The organism is Streptomyces sp. NBC_00885 (assembly GCF_045207475.1).
GTDB lineage: Bacteria > Actinomycetota > Actinomycetes > Streptomycetales > Streptomycetaceae > Streptomyces.
Map to the genome: position 1 here is coordinate 2,453,931 of NZ_CP108796.1, position 19,855 is coordinate 2,473,785.

Sequence of the window (19,855 nt, forward strand, 5' to 3'; positions counted from 1 at the left end):
TCCACAATTAGTCGGACTTCCTACTATCTGAGACGGCGACCACCTGAACAGGGCTCTCAGCTCGCGGATCAGGGCCCTGACGGCGACACTTTTGTCGCCGACCGGCAAACTCGACCGGCACCATGACTCAAACCAGTGCGGGCTGCGCTTCGCGTCGCGGTTCCGGCAGATGCGCCGACACTGCCTTCCGTTCCCACAGCTTGGTGGTCCGTACGTAGCCGTAGACCACTGAGGTCGTCGCCAGAATGAGCAGTGGCCCGAACACCCACGGATGTTTGGCCATCTCCGTCGACAGATAGCGATACGACGCCAAGAGCGCAGCGAAGACCGCGGCGCCGTAGACGACCAGCTGGATTCCCGACCGGTCCCAGCCGCGGTCTCGCGAGCGCAGAGCCGTCTCGATCGTGAGCGTGAACACCACACCGGCGATGATGTCCGCGCCGTAGTGGTAGCCGAAGCCCAGCGTTGCGCCGAGCGTGGCGATCAGCCAGAACGTGCCCGCGAATCGCAGCGCCCGCGGGCCCTTGCGGGAATGAATGAAGATCGCGGTGGCCCACGCCGTGTGCAGACTGGGCATGCAATTGCGCGGGGTGATCTCGTCGAAGGGCATCGGGTGCGGGGTACCGACAGGCGGCGGCGTGTCCGGCCACAGGTTGGCCACCGCCCAGTGCCCCCCGTCGGCACCGTAGGCGAAGATCGGTCCGACCACCGGGTAGATCATGTAGATGCCTGGCCCGAGCAGGCCGATGACCAGAAAGGTGCTCACCAGGTGATGGCCCGGGAAGCGGCGCTCGACCGCCACGTTGCGCAGCTGGTACACCGCGACGACGACGGCGCCCACCGCGAGCTGAACGTAGACCCAGTTGAGAACCTGGGCGCCGACCGTGCCGGTGGCCGCGACAATCCGGCCTACCAGCCACGACGGATTGCCCAACGCGTGATCGGCGGCTGCCACGTACTGGTCGAGCACCGCCGGGCGGGTCTTCGACGTGATCAGCAGCCAGGCGTAGCCGGTCTTGCGGCCGGCCACCAGCAGCAGGGCGAGTCCGACGCCTTTCAGCAGCAGGACGCGGTCACGGCCGGTGCGGCGCGTGACGGCGATGACAGCACAGGCCAAAGTCACCCACAACGCGCCGTTGCCGTACATCATTTCGGCGCCGACGGCCCTGCGCACAAGCCAGAAGACGACATCGATGCCGATCGCGGCGCCGACTGCGATGAACCGCTGCCGCCAGGTGAGCACCACCATCATCAGCGCCATACTGACGTACAACACCGTGCCCGATTTGGGGGCGAATATCACCTCTCGCGCCTGGTCGGTGATCGGCCCCCGCTCGCCGTACCTACGCGCGGCGACCTCCAGTGCAATGAGGAATCCGAGGCCCACCACACCCACCGCGGCCCACAGCATGACGCGTGGTTGACGCCATGCAGCCAACCGAAGGCTGCCCTCAATTCGCTCTCGCGTTACCTCAGATATCAATTTTCAGCCGATTTGTCATAATTCATATGATCGTTTTGTGAGCTCGAACATGCTAGCGGAGCACGTGAGTTTCACAGATCCCGGGTACGTCGAACAACCGTCGGTGTGGACGGCGCGGGACGCCGGGGCGATCTGAGCCGCTGCCGGGTTAGAGGACGTCGCCGTCGCGCCAGTCGAAGAGCAGCGCGGCGGACGGGTCGGGCAGCGGACCGGCGGCGGCGGGCCGCAGATAGGTCGTGTCCTCCTCGTCCGGGAGGTGCACCACTCCGCTCGGGCCGAGCGCTTCGATCCGGCCACGCCACAGCCGCCAGCCGCGCGCCCGGTACAGCTCGGCCCCGTCGTCGGAGGCGGAGAGCGCACCGAAGTCGTACGCCCCGTCGATCACCCGCTCCAGCATTTCCATCACCAGGCCGCCGAGCCCGCGCCGCCGCCAGTCGGCGCGTACGGCCACAGCCTCGGCGTATCCGATGCGCAGTGAGCGGCCCCGGTGGATCACCCGGCGCTGGATCACGCTGCCGTGCGCGACGAGCTCCCCGTCCTCATGCACCAGCGCATGGACGCCGCCCAGTCCGTGGTCCCAGTCGTCGTCGCTGAAGTTCCCGTGGAACGCATCGGTCAACAGGGTGCGGATCTGCAGGAGTTCGGCGGAGCTGAGTTCGAAGGTGTGGGCGGTGCGCAGCGTCTCACTCATGCTCGGCATCCTCCCAGGGCCTCTAGTGCAACCAGAGGGTTGCACCACCCTCCGGGACGTGCAACCATTGAGTAGCACGTTACAGCCGAGCAGGAGGCAGGGATCATGAGCAGGGACCGCATCGAACGAGAGATCACCATCGCCGCACCGGTGGAACGCGTGTGGGCCGTCCTCACCGAGCCCGAGCACGTCGGCTCGTGGTTCGGCCAGGGCAGGCCGACCCCGGTCGACCTGCGCCCGGGTGGGACCATGCAACTCGACCACGGCGAGTACGGGCAGTTCCCGACCACGATCGTGAAGGTCGACCCGCCGCACCACCTCTCGTACCGCTGGGCGAGCGCCTTTCCCGGGGAGCAGGCCGTCGAGGGCAACTCCACGCTGGTGGAGTTCACCCTCACCCCGGATGGCGACGGCACCCATCTGCGGGTGGTGGAGACGGGCTTCGCCGCCCTCGCCATCCCCGAGGACAAGACCGCCACCGCCGGATACGACAGCCACTCGACAGGCTGGACAGAGGTGGTCGGCAACCTCCAGAAGTACGCGGAGCAGCTCGCCGCATGACAACGGAATCGAGCCAGGACGCCGTGACGGAGGTCCTGTCGGCGCTGGCCGACCCGACCCGCCGCCGGATACTCGACGCCCTCGCCGGGCACGGCGAGGCGACCGCCACGGTCCTGGCGACGGAGCTGCCGGTCAGCCGGCAGGCCATCGTCAAGCATCTCGCGGTCCTCGCCCGGGCCGGCCTGGTGGCCGGACACCGGGAGGGCCGCGAGGCGCGCTATACGGTGCTGCCCGCCCGGCTGGGTGTCACGGCGCGGTGGATGGACCGTGTGGCCTCGGAGTGGGACGCCCGGCTTTCGGCGATCAAGCGCATCGCCGAGGCAGAGACGGAAGCGGAGGCGGAGGCGGAAACCGAAGGCTGAGACGCCTACGCCGCCACCTTCTGGCTGAGCTCGCGCGTGAGCCGGGCGACCCATTCGCCGAACTCCTGCCGGTGGTGCACCTGTCCCCCGCACAGGGCGCTGACCTGTGCGTCGGTGAGCCGGTTCGGCCCCTCCACGGTCAGCAGGCCACTCAGTTCGCGCAGTACGGCGGCCAGCCGCACAGCATCGGTGTGCTCGACCGGATCGACCCCGTGCCCGGCCTTCAACGTCGTTGAACCTGGCATCACGCCCTCCTTCCGGCGCCCCTGAAAGCAGCGTAGACCCCCACGACGTGCACCGCCCCCGGCCCGGCGTGGGGGCCGGGGCGGGGGCGGGGTTCAGGGGTTCACACCTTCAGGCGCTCAGGCGCTCAGGCGTTCACGCGAGGGCGTCAGCCCATGTGCGGGTAGGAGTAGTCGGTCGGCGGGACCAGCGTCTCCTTGATCGCGCGGGTCAGCGTCCAGCGCATCAGGTTCTGCGGGGCGCCCGCCTTGTCGTTGGTGCCCGAAGCGCGACCGCCGCCGAAGGGCTGCTGGCCGACCACCGCACCGGTGGACTTGTCGTTGATGTAGAAGTTGCCCGCGGCGTACCGCAGCTTCTCCATCGTGTGGGCCGCCGCCGCACGGTCGTTGGCGATGACCGCACCGGTCAGGGCGTACGCCGACACCGACTCCATCTGCTCCAGCATCGCGTCGTACTGGTCGTCCTCGTAGACGTGGATCGCGAGGAACGGGCCGAAGTACTCGGTCGTGAATACCTCGTTGGCCGGGTCCGAGCACTCGACGACCGTCGGGCGGACGAAGTAGCCGACCGAGTCGTCGTAGGTCCCGCCCGCGACGATCGTGCAGCTCGGGTCCGCCTTCGCGCGGTCGATCGCGGCCTTGTTCTTGGCGAAGGCCCGCTCGTCGATCACGGCACCGATGAAGTTCGACAGGTCCGTGACATCACCCATCTTGATCCCGTCGACCTCGGCCGCGAACTCCTCCTTGAAGCCGGAGTTCCAGATCGAGGCGGGGACGTAGGCACGCGAGGACGCCGAGCACTTCTGGCCCTGGAACTCGAAGGAGCCACGGGTCAGCGCGGTCTTCAGCACGGCACGGTCGGCGCTCGGGTGGGCGACGACGAAGTCCTTGCCGCCCGTCTCACCGACGATGCGCGGGTAGGAGCGGTACTTCTCGATGTTGTTGCCGACCGTCTTCCACAGGTGCTGGAAGGTCTTGGTCGAGCCGGTGAAGTGGATACCGGCCAGGTCGGGGTGGTTCAGCGCCACCTCGGAGACGGCGATGCCGTCACCGGTCACCAGGTTGATGACGCCCTTGGGCAGGCCCGCCTCCTCCAGAAGCTGCATCAGCAGCACGGCGGCGTGCGTCTGCGTCGGGGACGGCTTCCACACCACGACATTGCCCATCAGGGCGGGCGCGGTGGGCAGGTTGCCCGCGATCGCGGTGAAGTTGAAGGGCGTGATCGCGTAGACGAAGCCTTCGAGCGGGCGGTGGTCCAGTCGGTTCCACACACCCGGCGAGTTGGCAGGCGGCTGCTCGGCGAGCAGGTCGCGGGCGTACTTGACGTTGAAGCGCCAGAAGTCGACGAGCTCACAGGGCGTGTCGATCTCGGCCTGCTGCACGGTCTTCGACTGGCCCAGCATGGTGGAGGCGGCGAGCGTCTCGCGCCACGGACCGGCCAGCAGCTCGGCCGCGCGCAGGATGATCGCGGCACGGTCGTCGAAGGACATCGCGCGCCAGGCCGGGGCGGCGGCGAGCGCGGCATCGATCGCGTCCTGCGCGTCCTGCTGGGTGGCCCCGGCGAAGGTGCCGATGACCGCCTTGTGGTTGTGCGGCTGTACGACGTCGAAGCGCTCGCCGCCGCCCATCCGCCTGACGCCGCCGATGGTCATCGGCAGCTCGATCGGGTTCTCGGACAGCTCCTTGAGCTTGGCCTCCAGACGGGCGCGCTCGGGGGAACCGGGGGCGTAGCCGTGCACCGGCTCGTTGACCGGGGCGGGGACCTGGGTGACAGCGTCCATGAGTTCCGTTACTCCTTTATGAGGGGTGGGAGGGCTCAGCCCTTGGTGATCATCGACCGGACGAAGAACAGCAGGTTGGCCGGCTTCTCGGCGAGACGGCGCATGAAGTAGCCGTACCAGTCGGTTCCGTACGCCGTGTAGACGCGCATCCGGTGGCCCTCCGCCGCGAGCCGGACGTGCTCGTCGCTGCGGATGCCGTACAGCATCTGGAATTCGTACTCGTCCAGTTTGCGCCCGGCACGGCGGGCGAGCTCCTGGGTGACGGCGATGAGGCGCGGGTCGTGGGACCCGATCATCGGGTAACCCTCGCCCTCCATGAGGATCTTGAGGATGCGGACGTACGCCTTGTCGATCTCCGCCTTGCTCTGGTACGCGACAGTCGCGGGCTCCTTGTACGCGCCCTTCACGAGGCGGACGCGGCTGCCGGCCTCGGCGAGCCGGCGGGCGTCGTCCTCGGTGCGGAAGAGGTACGCCTGGATCACACAGCCGGTCTGCGGATAGTCCTTCCGCAGCTCCTCGTGAATGGCGAACATCGAGTCGAGGGTGGTGTGGTCCTCGGCGTCCAGGGTGACCGTGGTGCCGATCGAGGCGGCGGCCTCGACCACCGGCCGGATGTTGGAGAGCGCCAGCTCGTGTCCGCCCTCCAAAGACTGGCCGAACATCGACAGCTTGACCGACATCTCGGCCTTCGCGCCCAGGCCGAGGTCTTCGAGGTGCTCGATCAGTTCCATGTAGGCGTCGCGCGCGGCGTAGGCCTGTTCGCGGGTGGTGATGTCCTCGCCGACGACGTCCAGGGTGACCTCTAGGCCCTTGGCGACGGTCTCCTTGACGATCGGGATGACCTGCTCGACCGTTTCACCGGCGATGAACCGCGAGACGACCTGCTTGGTCCCCGGGGCGGCCGAGACGAAACGTCGCATCTTGTCGCTGCGGGACGCGGCGAGGATCACGGGACCCAGCACGGGGCACCTCCACGGAAACAGGGGCAGAAGGAGGCCGGAACCGAACGAATCGGGAACGGCACGAAGAACCACCGTGAAACCTAAGGATCGCTCCGATCCTCTGCCATCGACAGCTGTCACGCATCCGTGGCCCGGATCTCAGACATATGTCTGAAGGGGGTGCGAGAATGTGCGAATGAAAGGCGATTACCAGGACCTGGTCGACGAGATCTCGGCTCTGCTGGCCGTCCCCGCGACGCTCGAGAACCGCGACTTCGGGCTGATCGCCTTCGGCGCGCACGACAGCGACGACGCCACCGCGATGGACCCCGTCAGGACCCGCTCGATCCTGACCCGCAAGTCCACACCGGCGGTCCGCGCCTGGTTCGAGGGCTTCGGCATCGCCCGCGCGACCGGCCCGGTCCGAATTCCGGCCGCCCCGGACGCGGGGGTCAACCGGGACCGGATCTGTCTGCCCGTACGCCACCGGGGCATCGTGCTCGGTTACGTATGGCTGCTCGACGCGACACCCGGCCCCACCGAGGCACAGCTCGCCGCGGCGATGGAGGTCACGGCGCGGATCGGCACGCTGCTCGCGGACGAGGAGCGGGCGGGGGCGGACTTGTCGCGGGAGCTGCGCGCGGTCCTGACGGCGGAGCGCGGCTGGCAGTACGACATGGCGGTGGCCGCCCTGCGCACGGCTCTGGGGGACCCGGGCGCGGACAGCCTGCACACGGTGGTGTGCGTGAGCCCGTGGGCGGCGGCCGACGTCCCGACGGCCCGCTCCCTGCCGGGGACGGCGGCGCTGTGCACGGTGCGACGGGGTAACGGCTCGCCGGGCGCCGGCGCGGCTTCGGGTACGGGGGTGGACACTCCTGCGGCCGGCGGCCCGAAGGAGGCGCCCGACGGGGACGACGTCCCGGGCGCATCCGCGCTCGCCGTGCTCGTACGCCTGCGGTCGGCCGACGCGCTCTCGCCCGTCCGCGCCTCCGCGGACCGGCTGCGCGCGGATGCGGGCGCGGCCGGGGCGACCGCCGGGCTCGCGACCCCGCGCCGCGGCCTCACCGACCTCAACACCGCCTGGCTGGAGGCGACTTCCGCGGCCCGCGCCGCACGGGCGCAGCCCGGGTTCGGCCCGGTCGCGCAGTGGTCGGAGATCGGCCCGTTCCGCATGCTGACAGCGCTCCCCGCGGACCGCCCGCAGGACCCCGCCGTACGCGAACTGCTCGACCGGTCCCACGCCGAACTGGCCCGCACCGCCGAGGTGTTCCTCGACCACTCGGGCCAGGCGGGCCGCACGGCGGCCGCGCTCGGCATCCACCGGCAGACGCTCTACTACCGGCTCTCCCGCGTCGAGCAGCTCACCGGCCTCGACCTGGGCGAGGGCGAGGACAGGCTGCTGCTGCACATGGCGCTCAAAGCCGCCCGGCTATGAGGACTCGCCGGCCGCCTTCATCAGGCGCCGCAGCCCCTCGGTGAGCTCGTCCGCCCGTGTGGCCGTGCCGGGGTCGAAGGTCCACTGGGCGATCAGGCCCATCATCAGGGTCATGTAGAACTTGCCGAGCGTGTCGACGTCCTTCTCGGAGACGTCAGCCTCCTCACCGCCCATCAGCATGGGGATGATCCCTCGTGCGCCCTCACGCTGGGCCTGGGCCAAGTGATCTCGCACCGCGGGCAGTTGGTCACCCATGACAACGATCTCCATGCTGAGGTGCCACAGGGAGTCGGGCCCGGACATGGTGGCGATGATGTTCGTCCAGACCTCCTCGAATCTCTCCAGCGAACCCGGTCGCGTCCCGGTCGTCGCCCGCTCCGTCGCGTCGAAGTCGTCCGAGACGCCCTCGACCAGGGCGATGTACGCCTCGGCGAGCAGCGCGTCCTTCGAGCCGTAGTGGTAGCCGATGGACGCCAGGTTCGTCCCGGACTCCTTGACGATGTCGCGCGCGGTGGTGCGCACGAAGCCCTTCTCGAGCAGGCAGCGCTTTGCGCCTTCGAGCAGATCCTCGCGATGTCCCATGCCAGAAGCGTACCGCCGCGCCATACGGCTGTCCTATACCTTCGTCTTATACATTCGTTCTAGACAGACGTTTAATACACCCGTACATTGCTCCGCATGACACTTCCCACCACCTCCGCACCGCGTGCGGGCCGCCGGGAATGGACCGCCTTCGTGGTCCTCCTGCTGCCCCTCCTCCTGGTCTCGATGGACGTCTCGGTCCTCTACTTCGCCATCCCGGCGATCAGCCGCGAACTGGATCCCAGCAGCACCCAGCAGCTGTGGATCTTCGACATCTACGCCTTCGCCCTCGCCGGGCTCCTGATCACCATGGGCTCGCTCGGCGACCGCATCGGCCGCCGCAGGCTCCTGCTGATCGGGGCCACGGCCTTCGGGATCGCCTCGGTCGGCGCGGCGTACGCGCAGAGCGCCGAAATACTCATCGCCGCACGGGCGTTGCTCGGCATCGGCGGGGCGACCCTGATGCCCTCGACCATGGCCCTGGTCCGCAACATGTTCCACGAGGACAAGCAGCGCAGTCAGGCCATCGGCATCTGGTCGGGCGCCATGGCCGGTGGTATCGCCCTCGGTTCGGTGATGAGCGGCGTCATGCTCGACCACTTCTGGTGGGGCTCGGTCTTCCTGATCAATGTGCCCGCGATGCTGCTTCTGCTGATCCTGGTCCCGGTGCTGGTACCGGAGTTCAAGGACCCCGCACCCGGCCGTTTCGACCTGCTGAGCGTGCCGCTGTCGATGGGTGCCGTCCTGCCGGTGGTGTACGGCCTGAAGGAGATCGCGGCCGAGGGCTTCAGCCTCGCGAATGCCCTGTGCATCGCGGCCGGTCTGGCCGTCGGCGCGCTCTTCGTACGCCGCCAGCGGAGCCGTACCGACGCGATGATCAGCCGGGAGCTGTTCCGGGACCGCGTCTTCGGCTCAGGGATAGCGCTCAACACCGTCGCCGCCTTCGCGATGATGGGCTCGGCCTACTTCACCACCCAGTACCTGCAGTCCGTGCTCGGCATGGGCACCATGGAGGCCGCGCTGTGGAGCCTGGCCCCGTCCCTGGCCGTCGGTGCCGCGGCCCCGACCGCGGCCGCGGTCGGCCAGAAGATCGACCGGGCGTATGTCATCGCCGCCGGATTCCTGATCGCCGCCGTCGGGTTCGCCCTGCTCACCCTCATCGGCACGGACTCGCTCTGGATGCTGCTGGCCGGCGCGGCCGTCATCGGCTGCGGCATCGTCACCGTCATGGCGCTGATCTCGGACCTGGCGCTGGCCTCGGCCCCGGCGGAGAAGGCCGGTTCGGCCGCTTCCCTGCTGGAGACGGGCCAGGAGTTCGGCGGAGCCCTGGGCATGGCGGTGCTCGGCTCCATCGGTACGGCGGTCTACCGCGCGGACCTCACCGACTCGGCGCCCCAGGGTGTGCCGGCCGGGGCGCTGGCCACGGTCCGCGAGACACTCGGCGGCGCGGCGGCGGTCGCCGGGCAGCTGCCGGGGAAGCTCGGCGATTCGGTCCTGGGCGCCGCCCGGGAGGCGTTCACGCACGGGATGCAGCTGGCGTCGGCGGGCGCGGGGGTCCTGCTGGTGGGGGCGGCGGTGCTGGCGGGGGTGCTGTTGCGGAAGGGGACGCGCGGGCGGAAGGGGACGCGCGGGCGGACGAGCTGGCGGCGTTGTAGTCCCCCACCCCGCCCCTTCCCGTAACCGGGGCTCCGCCCCAGACCCCGAATGCGACCTTCGGCCGCATGTCCTCAAACGCCGGACGGGCTGAATAACTCAGCCCCGCCGGCGTTTGAGGCGCGGGGGTCCGGGGGCAGCGCCCCCGGCCTGTCAGTCCGTCAGGTTCACCGATCGCGCCGACGCCGCGCCGATCTCGTCCGCGATCTCCGTCAGCACCGCCGGCGGCACCGTGTCGTCCACCGTGAGCACGACGACCGCCTCGCCGCCCTCCTCCGCGCGCGAGACCTGCATGCCCGCGATGTTCAGCCCGGCCTCACCGAGGATCCGGCCGACCGTGCCGACGACGCCGGGGCGGTCCATGTACCGCAGGACGACCATGTGGTCGGCGAGCGCCAGGTCGATGTCGTAGTCACCGATGGCGACGATCTTCTGGAGGTGCTTGGGACCGGCCAGCGTGCCGGAGACCGCCACCTCCTCGCCGCCCGAGAGCGTGCCGCGGACGGTGACCACGTTGCGGTGGTCCGGGGACTCCGAGCTCGTCGTCAGCCGGACCTCGACACCGCGCTCCTGCGCGAACAGCGGGGCGTTGACATACGAGACCGTCTCGTCGACGACATCCTCGAACACGCCCTTGAGCGCGGACAGTTCGAGCACCTTGACGTCGTGCTGGGTGATCTCGCCGTACACCTCGACGTCGAGACGGACCGCGACCTCGCCCGCCAGCGCGGTGAAGATCCGGCCGAGCTTCTCGGCGAGCGGCAGACCCGGGCGCACGTCCTCGGCGATCACGCCGCCCTGGACGTTCACCGCGTCCGGCACGAGCTCACCGGCGAGCGCGAGACGCACCGAGCGGGCAACGGCGATACCCGCCTTCTCCTGCGCCTCGTCGGTGGACGCGCCGAGGTGCGGGGTGCAGACGACCTGGTCGAGCTCGAAGAGCGGGGAGTCGGTGCACGGCTCCTTGGCGTACACGTCCAGGCCCGCTCCGGCGACCCGGCCCTCCTTGAGCGCCGAGTACAGCGCCTCCTCGTCGACGATCCCGCCGCGCGCGGCGTTGACGATCCGGACCGAGGGCTTGACCTTGTGCAGCGCCTCGTGGCCGATCAGCCCGAGGGTCTCGGGGGTCTTGGGCAGGTGGACGGTGATGAAGTCGGAGACCTCGAGCAGCTCGTCGAGCGTCAGCAGCTTGACGCCCATCTGCGCGGCGCGCGCGGGCTGTACGTAGGGGTCGTACGCGACGATCTTCATGCCGAAGGCGGACATCCGCTGGGCGACCAGCACGCCGATGCGGCCGAGGCCGACCACGCCGAGGGTCTTCTCGCTCAGCTCGACACCGGTGTACTTGGAGCGCTTCCACTCGCCGTTCTTCAGGGCGGTGTTGGCCTGCGGGATATTGCGCGCGGTGGCGACCAGCAGACCGCAGGCGAGCTCGGCGGCGGTGACGATGTTCGACGTGGGGGCGTTGACGACCATCACGCCGGCCTTGGTGGCGACGGAGACGTCGACATTGTCCAGTCCGACGCCCGCGCGGGCGACGACGCGAAGCTTCTTCGCGGCGGTGATGGCCTCGGCGTCGACCTTGGTGGCGCTGCGTACGAGGATCGCGTCGACATCGGCGATGGCGGGGAGCAGCTCGGCGCGGTCGGCGCCGTTGCAGTGCCGGATCTCGAAGTCCGGGCCCAGCGCGTCGACGGTGGCGGGCGACAGCTCTTCAGCGATGAGTACGACAGGTTTCGAGCTCACGTGAGTCCTCACAAATCCAGTGCGGACGGCCGTCCCGACGGCCGCAGGCGGTGGAGGGGGCTAGCCGCGTGGAAGACGCACGACACTGTGGGCCTGACGCGTATGTGGTTTAGAAGTGTAGTGGTGCCGAGCGGTGCGGCTTGCGCCTCGAAGGCAGGATCACCCGTCCGTGGCTGGACAGGGTGGAGAAGCACCCGAACGCGGCGGAACACGGTGGCGGGGGACCGGGACACTTCGGTCCCGGCCCCCCGGCGGCCCACGGGCTTACGCCTCTTCGTTGTCGACCCAGCTCATGAGCTTGCGAAGCTCCTTGCCGGTGGTCTCCAGCAGGTGGTTCTCGTCCTGCGTCTTGTACTCGTTGTACTTCTTCAGACCGCCGTGGTACTCGTCCATCCAGTTCTGGGCGAAGGTGCCGTCCTGGATCTCGGAGAGGACCTTCTTCATCTCGGCCTTGGTCTGGTCCGTGATGATGCGGGGGCCGGTGACGTAGTCGCCCCACTCGGCGGTCTCGGAGACCGACCAGCGCATCTTCTCCAGGCCGCCCTCGTACATCAGGTCCACGATCAGCTTCAGCTCGTGGAGGCACTCGAAGTACGCGATCTCCGGCTGGTAGCCGGCCTCGACCAGGGTCTCGAAGCCCGCCTTGACCAGCGCGGACGTGCCACCGCAGAGGACGGCCTGCTCACCGAACAGGTCGGTCTCGGTCTCCTCGGTGAAGGTGGTCTTGATGACGCCGGCGCGGGTGCCGCCGATGGCCTTGGCGTACGAGAGCGCCAGCGCGAACGCGTTGCCGGAGGCGTCCTGCTCGACGGCGGCGATCGCCGGAACGCCGCGGCCCTCCTCGTACTGGCGGCGGACCAGGTGGCCCGGGCCCTTGGGGGCGACGAGGGCGACGTCCACACCGGCCGGAACCTTGATGAAGCCGAAGCGGACGTTGAAGCCGTGGGCGAAGAACAGCGCGTCGCCGTCCTTCAGGTTGTCCTTGATGGACTCCTCGTACACCTGGGCCTGGATCGGGTCCGGGATGAGGATCATGATGACGTCGGCCTCGGCCGCCGCCTCGGCAGGCGTCACCACGCGCAGGCCCTGTTCCTCGGCCTTGGCCTTGGACTTGGAGCCCTCGTGCAGACCGACACGGACGTCGACACCCGAGTCACGCAGCGACAGCGCGTGGGCGTGGCCCTGGCTGCCGTAGCCGATGACCGCGACCTTGCGGTTCTGGATGATGGACAGGTCGGCATCGTCGTCGTAGAACAGCTCGGCCACTGGGATATCTCCTTGGTGTGCAGTGTTGCGTCCCACCGTACGGCGGGAGGGGGTGAGGAAGGTGAGGGGTCTCGCTAGGCGGAACGGTCGAGGGCCCGCAGGGACCGGTCGGTGATGGACCGGGCACCGCGCCCTATGGCGATCGTGCCGGACTGGACGAGCTCCTTGATGCCGAACTGCTCCAGCATCTTGAGCATGGCGTCCAGCTTGTCGGCACCGCCGGTGGCCTCGATCGTGACCGCCTCGGGAGAGACGTCCACGGTCTTGGCGCGGAACAGCGAGACGATCTCGACGATCTGCGAGCGGGTCTCGTTGTCGGCGCGGACCTTCACCAGAACGAGTTCGCGCTGGATCGCACCGGCGGGCTCGAGTTCGACGATCTTCAGAACGTTGACGAGCTTGTTGAGCTGCTTGGTCACCTGCTCCAGCGGCAGGTCCTCGACATTGACCACGATCGTGATGCGGGAGATGTCGGGGTGCTCGGTGACGCCGACAGCGAGCGAGTCGATATTGAACCCGCGGCGCGAGAACAGCGCGGCGATCCGGGCGAGGATGCCTGGCGTGTTCTCGACCAGGACGGAGAGCGTGTGCTTGGACATGGTCGTCGTTCCTCTTCCTACGGCTCTCAGTCGTCTTCGTTGTCGCCGAAGTCGGGGCGGACGCCGCGCGCCGCCATGACCTCGTCGTTGGAGGTGCCCGCGGCGACCATCGGCCAGACCTGCGCGTCCTCGTGGACGATGAAGTCGATCACGACAGGGCGGTCGTTGATCGCATTGGCCTCGGCGATGACCTTGTCCAGGTCGTCCGGGGACTCACAGCGGATCGCGTGGCAGCCCATGGCCTCGGACAGCTTGACGAAGTCCGGGACGCGGGTGCCCTTGCGTGCCGTGGTGCTCGCGCCGACCTGGGAGCCCGCCACATGGTGGCCCGTGTCGTCGGCGTGCAGGACGGTGCTGGAGTAGCGCTGGTTGTAGAACAGTGTCTGCCACTGGCGGACCATCCCCAGCGCGCCATTGTTGATGATCGCGACCTTGATCGGGATGTTGTTCAGGGCGCAGGTGGTGAGCTCCTGATTGGTCATCTGGAAGCAGCCGTCGCCGTCGATCGCCCAGACCGTGCGGTCGGGCAATCCCGCCTTGGCGCCCATCGCGGCCGGGACCGCGTAACCCATCGTCCCCGCGCCGCCGGAGTTCAGCCAGGTGGCGGGCTTCTCGTACTGGATGAAGTGCGCGGCCCACATCTGGTGCTGGCCGACGCCCGCGGCATAGATGGTGCCCTCGGGGGCCAGCTCACCGATGCGCTGGATGACCTGCTGCGGCGAGAGGCTGCCGTCGTCCGGTTGGTCGTAGCCGAGCGGGTAGGTCTCGCGCCAGCGGCTGAGGTCCTTCCACCAGGCGCTGTAGTCGCCGGTGTGGCCGTCGCTGTGCTCGGCCTGGACGGCCTGGACCAGGTCGGCGATGACCTCGCGGGCGTCCCCGACGATCGGGACGTCGGCGGTGCGGTTCTTGCCGATCTCGGCCGGGTCGATGTCGGCGTGGACGATCTTCGCGTACGGGGCGAAGCTGTCCAGCTTTCCGGTGACGCGGTCGTCGAAACGGGCTCCGAGGGCGACGATCAGGTCGGCCTTCTGCAGCGCGGTGACGGCGGTGACCGCACCGTGCATGCCCGGCATTCCCACGTGCAGCGGGTGGCTGTCGGGGAACGCGCCCAGCGCCATCAGGGTGGTGGTGACGGGGGCTCCGGTGAGCTCGGCGAGAACCTTGAGCTCGGTGGTGGCGCCGGCCTTGAGGACGCCGCCGCCGACGTACAGAACGGGGCGCTTGGCCTGGACGATCAGCTTGGCGGCCTCGCGGATCTGCTTGGCGTGCGGCTTGGTCACGGGCCGGTAGCCGGGCAGGTCGGTCTGCGGCGGCCAGCTGAAGACCGTCTGTGCCTGCAGCGCGTCCTTGGCGATGTCGACCAGGACCGGGCCCGGGCGTCCCGTCGCGGCGATGTGGAACGCCTCGGCGATGGTGCGCGGGATGTCGTCGGCCTTGGTGACCAGGAAGTTGTGCTTCGTGATCGGCATCGTGATGCCGCAGATGTCCGCCTCCTGGAAGGCGTCCGTGCCGATCGCCTTGGAGGCCACCTGGCCGGTGATCGCGACCAGCGGCACGGAGTCCATGTGGGCGTCGGCGATCGGGGTGACCAGGTTGGTGGCGCCGGGGCCCGAGGTGGCCATGCAGACGCCGACCTTGCCGGTGGCCTGCGCGTAACCGGTGGCCGCGTGGCCGGCGCCCTGCTCGTGGCGGACCAGGACGTGGCGGACCTTGGTGGAGTCCATCATCGGGTCGTACGCGGGGAGGATGGCGCCGCCGGGGATGCCGAACACCGTGTCGGCCCCCACTTCCTCGAGAGAACGGATGAGGGACTGCGCGCCCGTGACGTGCTCAACTGCGGCGGTCGGCTGTCCGCCGGTACGGGCCCGCGGCTGCGGATGGTGGGCCCCGGTGGCCTGCTCGGTCATCGGCATTCTCTTCTCGAAGCTGAGGGTTTTTGCGAGGGTTTGGGGTGTTCCAGTGCAACAAAAAACCCCTCGTGCCGTGTGGCAAGCGAGGGGAGCGCGTCGGGAGGGGTCTGCAGGGTTTTCATGAGGCCCTGCTCAGCCGACGCGCTTTCCAAGTACGAGAATTCGGGTGCGCATGGCACTGACCCTCCCCCCGGCGCACTGTCAGTGTCAAGTGGGTGGGACGCGCGTCTCACTATTTGAGCCATTGCGGGCAGGGAACGCGCCACCCGTCAACGCGGGCAAGGCGATTCCGCCGGGCACCGGGAACTCGCCGCGCACCAGAGCACGGCGCAGCCGGTACTCGTCCAGTGCTCCGGAGAATGCCATGCCCTGACCGTGCGTGCACCCCATGGCGCGCAGAGCGAGCACCTGCTCCGGCACATCGACACCGTCGGCCACGGACTGCATGCCGAGATCGCAGGCGATCCGCAGCAGCCCCGCGGTGATCTTGTGCAGCCGCGCGGACTCGACGACACCCTCCACCAGACCCCTGTCCAGTTTCAGTACGTCCACGGGGAGCCTGCGCAGTGCGTTGATCGCGGCGTAACCGCTGCCGATGCCGTCCAGCGCGATCCGTACGCCGAGTCTGCGCAGCGCGACCAGGCGCTGCTCCAGATCGTCGAAGGAGATCCGCGGATCGCTGTCGGCGAGCTCGATGATCAGGGCGCCCGACGGCAGCCCGTGCCGGGTGAGCAGGGCCTCGATGGAGCCGAGCGGCAGCGACTTGTCCAGCAGCCGGGGGGCCGAGAGCCGTACGGACACGGGCACCCGGTGGCCCAGCCTGCCGCGCTCGGCGGCCTGCTCCACGGCCTCCTCGAGCAGCCAGCGGCCGAGCTCGGCGGTGCGGATGCCCTCCTGGGTCTCCGCGGCGGCGTCCGCAACCCGCAGGAACTCGGCAGGCGTGAACAGGATCCCCTGGGACGAGCGCCAGCGGGCCTGGGCGGCCACGGCGGCGACGCGCCCGGTGGCGAGGCTCACCACGGGCTGGTGCAGCAGCGCGAACTCGCCCTCGTGCAGGGCACTGCGCAGCCGGGCGGCCAGCTCGCTGCGGCGTACCACCTCGGCCTGCATCTGCGGTGCGTACAGCTCGACGCGGTCCTTGCCCGCCGCCTTGGCGCGGTACATGGCGAGGTCGGCGTTGCGCATCAGGTCGGTGGGTGTGATGCCGGGCTCGGCGAAGGCCACCCCGATGGAGGCGGCCACCCGCACTTCGCTGCCGTCGATGCGGTACGGCTGGGAGAGGGTCAGGCGCAGCCGGTCGGCGATCTCCCGCACCTGGTACTCACGGGCCGAGACGTCACGGGAGCCGTCGCCGACGATGAGGGCGGCGAACTCGTCACCGCCGAGCCGGGCGGCGGTGTCCCCGGTACGTACCGAATCCTGGAGGCGGCGGGCCGCCTGGATCAGCAGCTCGTCGCCCGCCTGGTGGCCCAGGCGGTCGTTGACCCCCTTGAAGCCGTCGAGGTCGATGAAGAGCACGGCGGTGCCCGAGTCGCCCGCGCGGCGGCCGGTGAGCGCCTGGCGGACGCGCTCGGTGAACAGCGCGCGGTTGGGCAGGTCGGTGAGCGGGTCGTGCTCGGCGTTGTGCTGCAACTGCGCCTGGAGACGGACCCGTTCGGTGACATCCCGGCTGTTGAAGATCAGGCCGCCCTGGTGGCGGTTGACCGTGGACTCCACATTGAGCCAGTCGCCGGTGCCGGACCTGAAGCGGCACTCGATCCGGGTGGTGGGCTCCTGGGCGGGAGGGGCGGCCAGAAACCGGCGCACTTCGCGGACCACCCGGCCGAGATCCTCCGGGTGGATGAGACAGGCCAGCTCGGAACCGATGAGCTCCTCCGCCTCACGGCCGTAGACACCGGCGGCGGCCGGGCTGACATAGCGAAGGATCCCGGTGGGAGCGGCGATCATGATGACATCGCTCGATCCCTGCACCAGCGAGCGGAAGTGGTTCTCCTTCTGCGCCAGTTCATGGGTCAGGGCGATGTTGTCGAGCAGCATGATGCCCTGGCGGACGACCAGGGCGAGGACGACGGTGCAGCCGGTGAGGACGACGACCCGGTCCACACGGCGGCCCTCGATGACGTTGTAGAGGATCCCGAGCGTGCACACGGCGGCCGCGAGATACGGCGTGAGGGCGGCCAGAGAGCCCGCGACGGGGCGGCTGGGGTGGCGCGGGCCGCGCGGCGGGCGCGTCGCCTCGACCGGACGGCGGGCGCCCCAGGGGGCGTACGCCAGAAGCAGCGAACCGGCGAACCACCCGGCGTCGAGGAGCTGGCCCGAGCGGTAGCTGTCCTGCAGCAGCTGCGAGGTGAACAGCGCATCGCACAGGACGGTCAGGGCGAGCGCGGCGATGGCGGTGTTCACCGCGGCGCGGTTGGCGGCCGGGCGCCGGAAGTGCAGCGCGAGCACCATGCTGACCAGCACGATGTCGAGCAGCGGATAGGCGAGCGCGAGCGCGGCGGGGGCCACGCTCTCGCCCTGCACATGCGCGGTGTGGGCGAGCGCGAGACTCCACGACAGGGTCAGCAGCGAGCCGCCGATAAGCCAGGCGTCCAGCGCGAGACAGACCCAGCCGGCCCGGGTGACCGGTCGCTTGGCGAGGACGAGGAGGCCCACGATGGCCGGCGGTGCGAAGCAGAGGAAGAACAGATCGGCGATGGAGGGGCTCGGTACCTCTCGGTGCAGCACGACCTCGTACCACCCCCAGACGGCGTTGCCGCCGGAGGCCATCGCGGAGGAGAGCGCGAACAGCAGCCAGGCGGGCCGAAACCGGCCCTTCCCCGGGCGGGCGTAGAGAAGGCAGGAGACGGCGGCGATCAGGGCTGCGGCGCTCAGTCCGAAGTCGCCCATGATCAGGGCGACTTCGGGCGAGCCCCAGCCGAAGGCGGCGCCCACGCCGTACCCGGCGCAGACCCCGGCGAGGAGGAGCCGGGGCAGCAGTCCCGTGCCGCCGCCGGGAACCGCCTGCCGGGACAGGAGCGCACTCGGGGCGCTCACCGGGCTGCCCCGGGGAGCACCGCCGTCTGCCTGACCGTCGCCGGTTCGGCCTGCGCCCGCCCGACCGCCGGCAGTGGGACCGTGGCCGGTTCGACCGGCGCCGTACCGGATCTGCACTCAGGAGCGTGCGGGGGTCGCCGTCGGCAATCCTGCCGCGTCGGATCGTCTCTCCACTGGCCGTGCATCACCCGTCGCCCCCCTCGAAGTCTGATCGGCACTCAGGTCGCGTTGCAGCACCGCCCCTTGCCTGGTGCAGCCCCCAAGTCGGGACGATACACCAGAATGGTCACTCAGGGACATAGGTCCTCTACTCTCCGTGACGATCAACCTGGTGAAGGGCACGCGGCGCATTCGAGTGACTTCACAGAGTGCCCGAAGCAGACGGCCGGGGCAGCTATTCGGTCGTGAACACCACGTTGCGAACCGGCTCGCCCGCGGCGAATCGCGTGAGTTGTCCGGCGAGCAGACGCTTGGCGCGCGGCATGAACGCCGAGGTGGAGCCGCCCACATGCGGGCTGATGAGGACACCAGGGGCGTGCCACAGGGGGTGTCCTGCGGGCAGCGGCTCCGGGTCGGTGACATCCAGCGCGGCGGTGATGCGTCCGCGCTCCACCTCGGCGAGCAGCGCCTTGGTGTCGACAACCGGGCCGCGCGCGACGTTGACCAGCAGCGCACCGTCCTTCATCCGGGCCAGGAAACCGGCGTTCGCCAGGCCCTTCGTCTGCTCCGTGAGCGGGGTGGAAAGGATCACAATGTCTGCTTCGGGCAGCAAAGCGGGCAGATCGGCGAGTGCGCGCACTTCGCCGCGCTCCGTAGTGCGGGCAGAGCGCGCGACGCGCGCCACCCGCGCGCATTCGAACGGCGCGAGCCGGTCCTCGATCGCGGCACCGATCGACCCGTAGCCCACGATGAGCACCGACTTGTCGGCGAGCGCCGGATAGAAGCCCGCGCGCCATTCCTCCTTGTCCTGGCCGCGCACGAAACCGGGGAGGCCGCGCAGGGAGGCAAGGATCAGGGCGAGAGTGAGCTCGGCCGTGGAGGCTTCATGGACGCCCTTGGCATTGCACAGGCGTACGCCGGAGGGAAGCGAGCCCAGTCCCGGCTCCACATGGTCTATCCCGGCGGAGAGGGTCTGGACGACGCGTACGGACGTCATCGCGGCCAGCGGACGGACCGCGATCTCCATGCCCTTCATGTACGGGACGGCGTAGAAGGCACAGTCGGCGGGGTCGGCGGGAAAGTCCGGGCCGCCGTCCCAGAACCGGTAGCTGAGGCCCGAGTCCGAGGGGTCGGGAAGTCCCTCGATCTCGTCGGCCGGAATCGGGAGCCACACGTCTGAAGTCATGGTCAGGAGGCTATGCGAAGGGCATCGGTCCGCATTGGTTGGTCCTGTCCGGTCGATCAGGCCGGATCAGTGAGCGGGGCCTGGCGTGGTGCATCGCAGGCCGGAGGATGGGGGTCCCCCCGCCGAAGGCAGGGGGCGAGCCCACGCGGAGCGTAGGCGACTACGACAACGGTGGGGGTACCTCCCGTGCCCGAAGGGCTACGGGGGAGAGGTGCCGTGCCA

Annotated in this window: 16 protein-coding genes; 4 read left to right on the forward strand and 12 right to left on the reverse strand. The window is 69.4% G+C overall.

The annotated features are described in order from the left end of the window. Positions 1-127 precede the first annotated feature (127 nt). A complete protein-coding gene (locus OHA61_RS10735; protein ID WP_406302896.1) occupies positions 128-1,411 on the reverse strand; it encodes a phosphatase PAP2 family protein in 1,284 nt (427 codons plus the stop codon). Between the two features lie 220 nt (positions 1,412-1,631). Then, positions 1,632-2,174, reverse strand: a complete 543-nt coding sequence (locus OHA61_RS10740) for a GNAT family N-acetyltransferase (RefSeq protein ID WP_406302897.1) — start codon at positions 2,172-2,174, stop codon at positions 1,632-1,634. Between the two features lie 105 nt (positions 2,175-2,279). On the opposite strand from OHA61_RS10740, the gene OHA61_RS10745 reads away from it, so the two are divergent. Beyond that, entirely contained in the window at positions 2,280-2,735 is a 456-nt protein-coding gene (locus OHA61_RS10745) for an SRPBCC family protein (RefSeq protein ID WP_389372798.1), read from the forward strand. Then, the gene (locus OHA61_RS10750; protein WP_406302898.1) at positions 2,732-3,097 is read left to right on the forward strand and encodes an ArsR/SmtB family transcription factor; all 366 of its coding nucleotides are present in this window, start codon (positions 2,732-2,734) and stop codon (positions 3,095-3,097) included. Before OHA61_RS10745 ends, OHA61_RS10750 begins: the two co-directional genes overlap by 4 nt. A gap of 5 nt (positions 3,098-3,102) precedes the next feature. Here the strand turns inward: OHA61_RS10750 and OHA61_RS10755 are convergent, their stop codons facing one another. The 3 genes from OHA61_RS10755 to OHA61_RS10765 all read right to left on the reverse strand — a co-directional run bounded on the left by OHA61_RS10755 (position 3,103) and on the right by OHA61_RS10765 (position 6,082). Continuing rightward, a complete protein-coding gene (locus OHA61_RS10755; RefSeq protein ID WP_324978975.1) occupies positions 3,103-3,342 on the reverse strand; it encodes a hypothetical protein in 240 nt (79 codons plus the stop codon). A 146-nt stretch (positions 3,343-3,488) separates the two neighbouring features. Beyond that, positions 3,489-5,120, reverse strand: coding sequence for an L-glutamate gamma-semialdehyde dehydrogenase (gene pruA / locus OHA61_RS10760; RefSeq protein ID WP_406302899.1), 1,632 nt, complete (start codon positions 5,118-5,120; stop codon positions 3,489-3,491). 35 nt (positions 5,121-5,155) lie between these two features. Beyond that, a complete protein-coding gene (locus OHA61_RS10765; RefSeq protein ID WP_406302900.1) occupies positions 5,156-6,082 on the reverse strand; it encodes a proline dehydrogenase family protein in 927 nt (308 codons plus the stop codon). 175 nt (positions 6,083-6,257) lie between these two features. Between OHA61_RS10765 and OHA61_RS10770 the strand changes: the two genes are divergently transcribed. Then, entirely contained in the window at positions 6,258-7,496 is a 1,239-nt protein-coding gene (locus OHA61_RS10770) for a PucR family transcriptional regulator (RefSeq protein ID WP_406302901.1), read from the forward strand. On the opposite strand, the gene OHA61_RS10775 is transcribed toward OHA61_RS10770, so the two are convergent. Beyond that, a complete protein-coding gene (locus tag OHA61_RS10775) occupies positions 7,491-8,078 on the reverse strand; it encodes a TetR/AcrR family transcriptional regulator (protein WP_406302902.1) in 588 nt (195 codons plus the stop codon). The genes OHA61_RS10770 and OHA61_RS10775 overlap by 6 nt on opposite strands. Positions 8,079-8,174: 96 nt before the next feature. On the opposite strand from OHA61_RS10775, the gene OHA61_RS10780 reads away from it, so the two are divergent. Further along, positions 8,175-9,758, forward strand: coding sequence for an MFS transporter (locus tag OHA61_RS10780; protein ID WP_406302903.1), 1,584 nt, complete (start codon positions 8,175-8,177; stop codon positions 9,756-9,758). Positions 9,759-9,884: 126 nt separating this feature from the next. Here OHA61_RS10780 and serA read toward each other — a convergent pair whose 3' ends face one another. The 6 genes from serA to OHA61_RS10810 form a co-directional block, all read right to left on the reverse strand. Then, on the reverse strand, positions 9,885-11,477 hold the full coding sequence (gene serA, locus OHA61_RS10785; protein ID WP_406302904.1) for a phosphoglycerate dehydrogenase: 1,593 nt from the start codon (positions 11,475-11,477) through the stop codon (positions 9,885-9,887). Positions 11,478-11,741: 264 nt separating this feature from the next. Continuing rightward, on the reverse strand, positions 11,742-12,743 hold the full coding sequence (gene ilvC / locus OHA61_RS10790) for a ketol-acid reductoisomerase (protein ID WP_361906213.1): 1,002 nt from the start codon (positions 12,741-12,743) through the stop codon (positions 11,742-11,744). A 74-nt stretch (positions 12,744-12,817) separates the two neighbouring features. Beyond that, positions 12,818-13,342 carry an acetolactate synthase small subunit gene (gene ilvN / locus OHA61_RS10795; RefSeq protein ID WP_324988442.1) on the reverse strand — a complete coding sequence of 175 codons (525 nt, stop codon included), beginning with the start codon at positions 13,340-13,342 and terminating at the stop codon, positions 12,818-12,820. A gap of 26 nt (positions 13,343-13,368) precedes the next feature. Further along, positions 13,369-15,255: an acetolactate synthase large subunit gene (locus OHA61_RS10800; protein ID WP_406302905.1), complete on the reverse strand. Its 1,887-nt coding sequence runs from the start codon at positions 15,253-15,255 to the stop codon at positions 13,369-13,371. 204 nt (positions 15,256-15,459) lie between these two features. Next, positions 15,460-18,288 carry a putative bifunctional diguanylate cyclase/phosphodiesterase gene (locus tag OHA61_RS10805; protein WP_389372807.1) on the reverse strand — a complete coding sequence of 943 codons (2,829 nt, stop codon included), beginning with the start codon at positions 18,286-18,288 and terminating at the stop codon, positions 15,460-15,462. Between the two features lie 394 nt (positions 18,289-18,682). Next, on the reverse strand, positions 18,683-19,633 hold the full coding sequence (locus tag OHA61_RS10810) for a 2-hydroxyacid dehydrogenase (RefSeq protein ID WP_324988435.1): 951 nt from the start codon (positions 19,631-19,633) through the stop codon (positions 18,683-18,685). Positions 19,634-19,855 lie beyond the last annotated feature (222 nt).

Bases quoted from the DNA above. Each gene is read 5' to 3' on its own strand.
- ilvN (WP_324988442.1), bottom strand. From the start codon at position 13,342: ATGTCCAAGCACACGCTCTCCGTCCTGGTCGAGAACACGCCAGGCATC.
- OHA61_RS10750 (WP_406302898.1), top strand. From the start codon at position 2,732: ATGACAACGGAATCGAGCCAGGACGCCGTGACGGAGGTCCTGTCGGCG.
- OHA61_RS10800 (WP_406302905.1), bottom strand. From the start codon at position 15,255: ATGCCGATGACCGAGCAGGCCACCGGGGCCCACCATCCGCAGCCGCGG.
- OHA61_RS10775 (WP_406302902.1), bottom strand. From the start codon at position 8,078: ATGGGACATCGCGAGGATCTGCTCGAAGGCGCAAAGCGCTGCCTGCTC.
- OHA61_RS10810 (WP_324988435.1), bottom strand. From the start codon at position 19,633: ATGACTTCAGACGTGTGGCTCCCGATTCCGGCCGACGAGATCGAGGGA.
- OHA61_RS10735 (WP_406302896.1), bottom strand. From the start codon at position 1,411: ATGCTGTGGGCCGCGGTGGGTGTGGTGGGCCTCGGATTCCTCATTGCA.
- OHA61_RS10770 (WP_406302901.1), top strand. From the start codon at position 6,258: ATGAAAGGCGATTACCAGGACCTGGTCGACGAGATCTCGGCTCTGCTG.
- OHA61_RS10780 (WP_406302903.1), top strand. From the start codon at position 8,175: ATGACACTTCCCACCACCTCCGCACCGCGTGCGGGCCGCCGGGAATGG.
- OHA61_RS10740 (WP_406302897.1), bottom strand. From the start codon at position 2,174: ATGAGTGAGACGCTGCGCACCGCCCACACCTTCGAACTCAGCTCCGCC.
- OHA61_RS10745 (WP_389372798.1), top strand. From the start codon at position 2,280: ATGAGCAGGGACCGCATCGAACGAGAGATCACCATCGCCGCACCGGTG.
- OHA61_RS10755 (WP_324978975.1), bottom strand. From the start codon at position 3,342: ATGCCAGGTTCAACGACGTTGAAGGCCGGGCACGGGGTCGATCCGGTC.
- pruA (WP_406302899.1), bottom strand. From the start codon at position 5,120: ATGGACGCTGTCACCCAGGTCCCCGCCCCGGTCAACGAGCCGGTGCAC.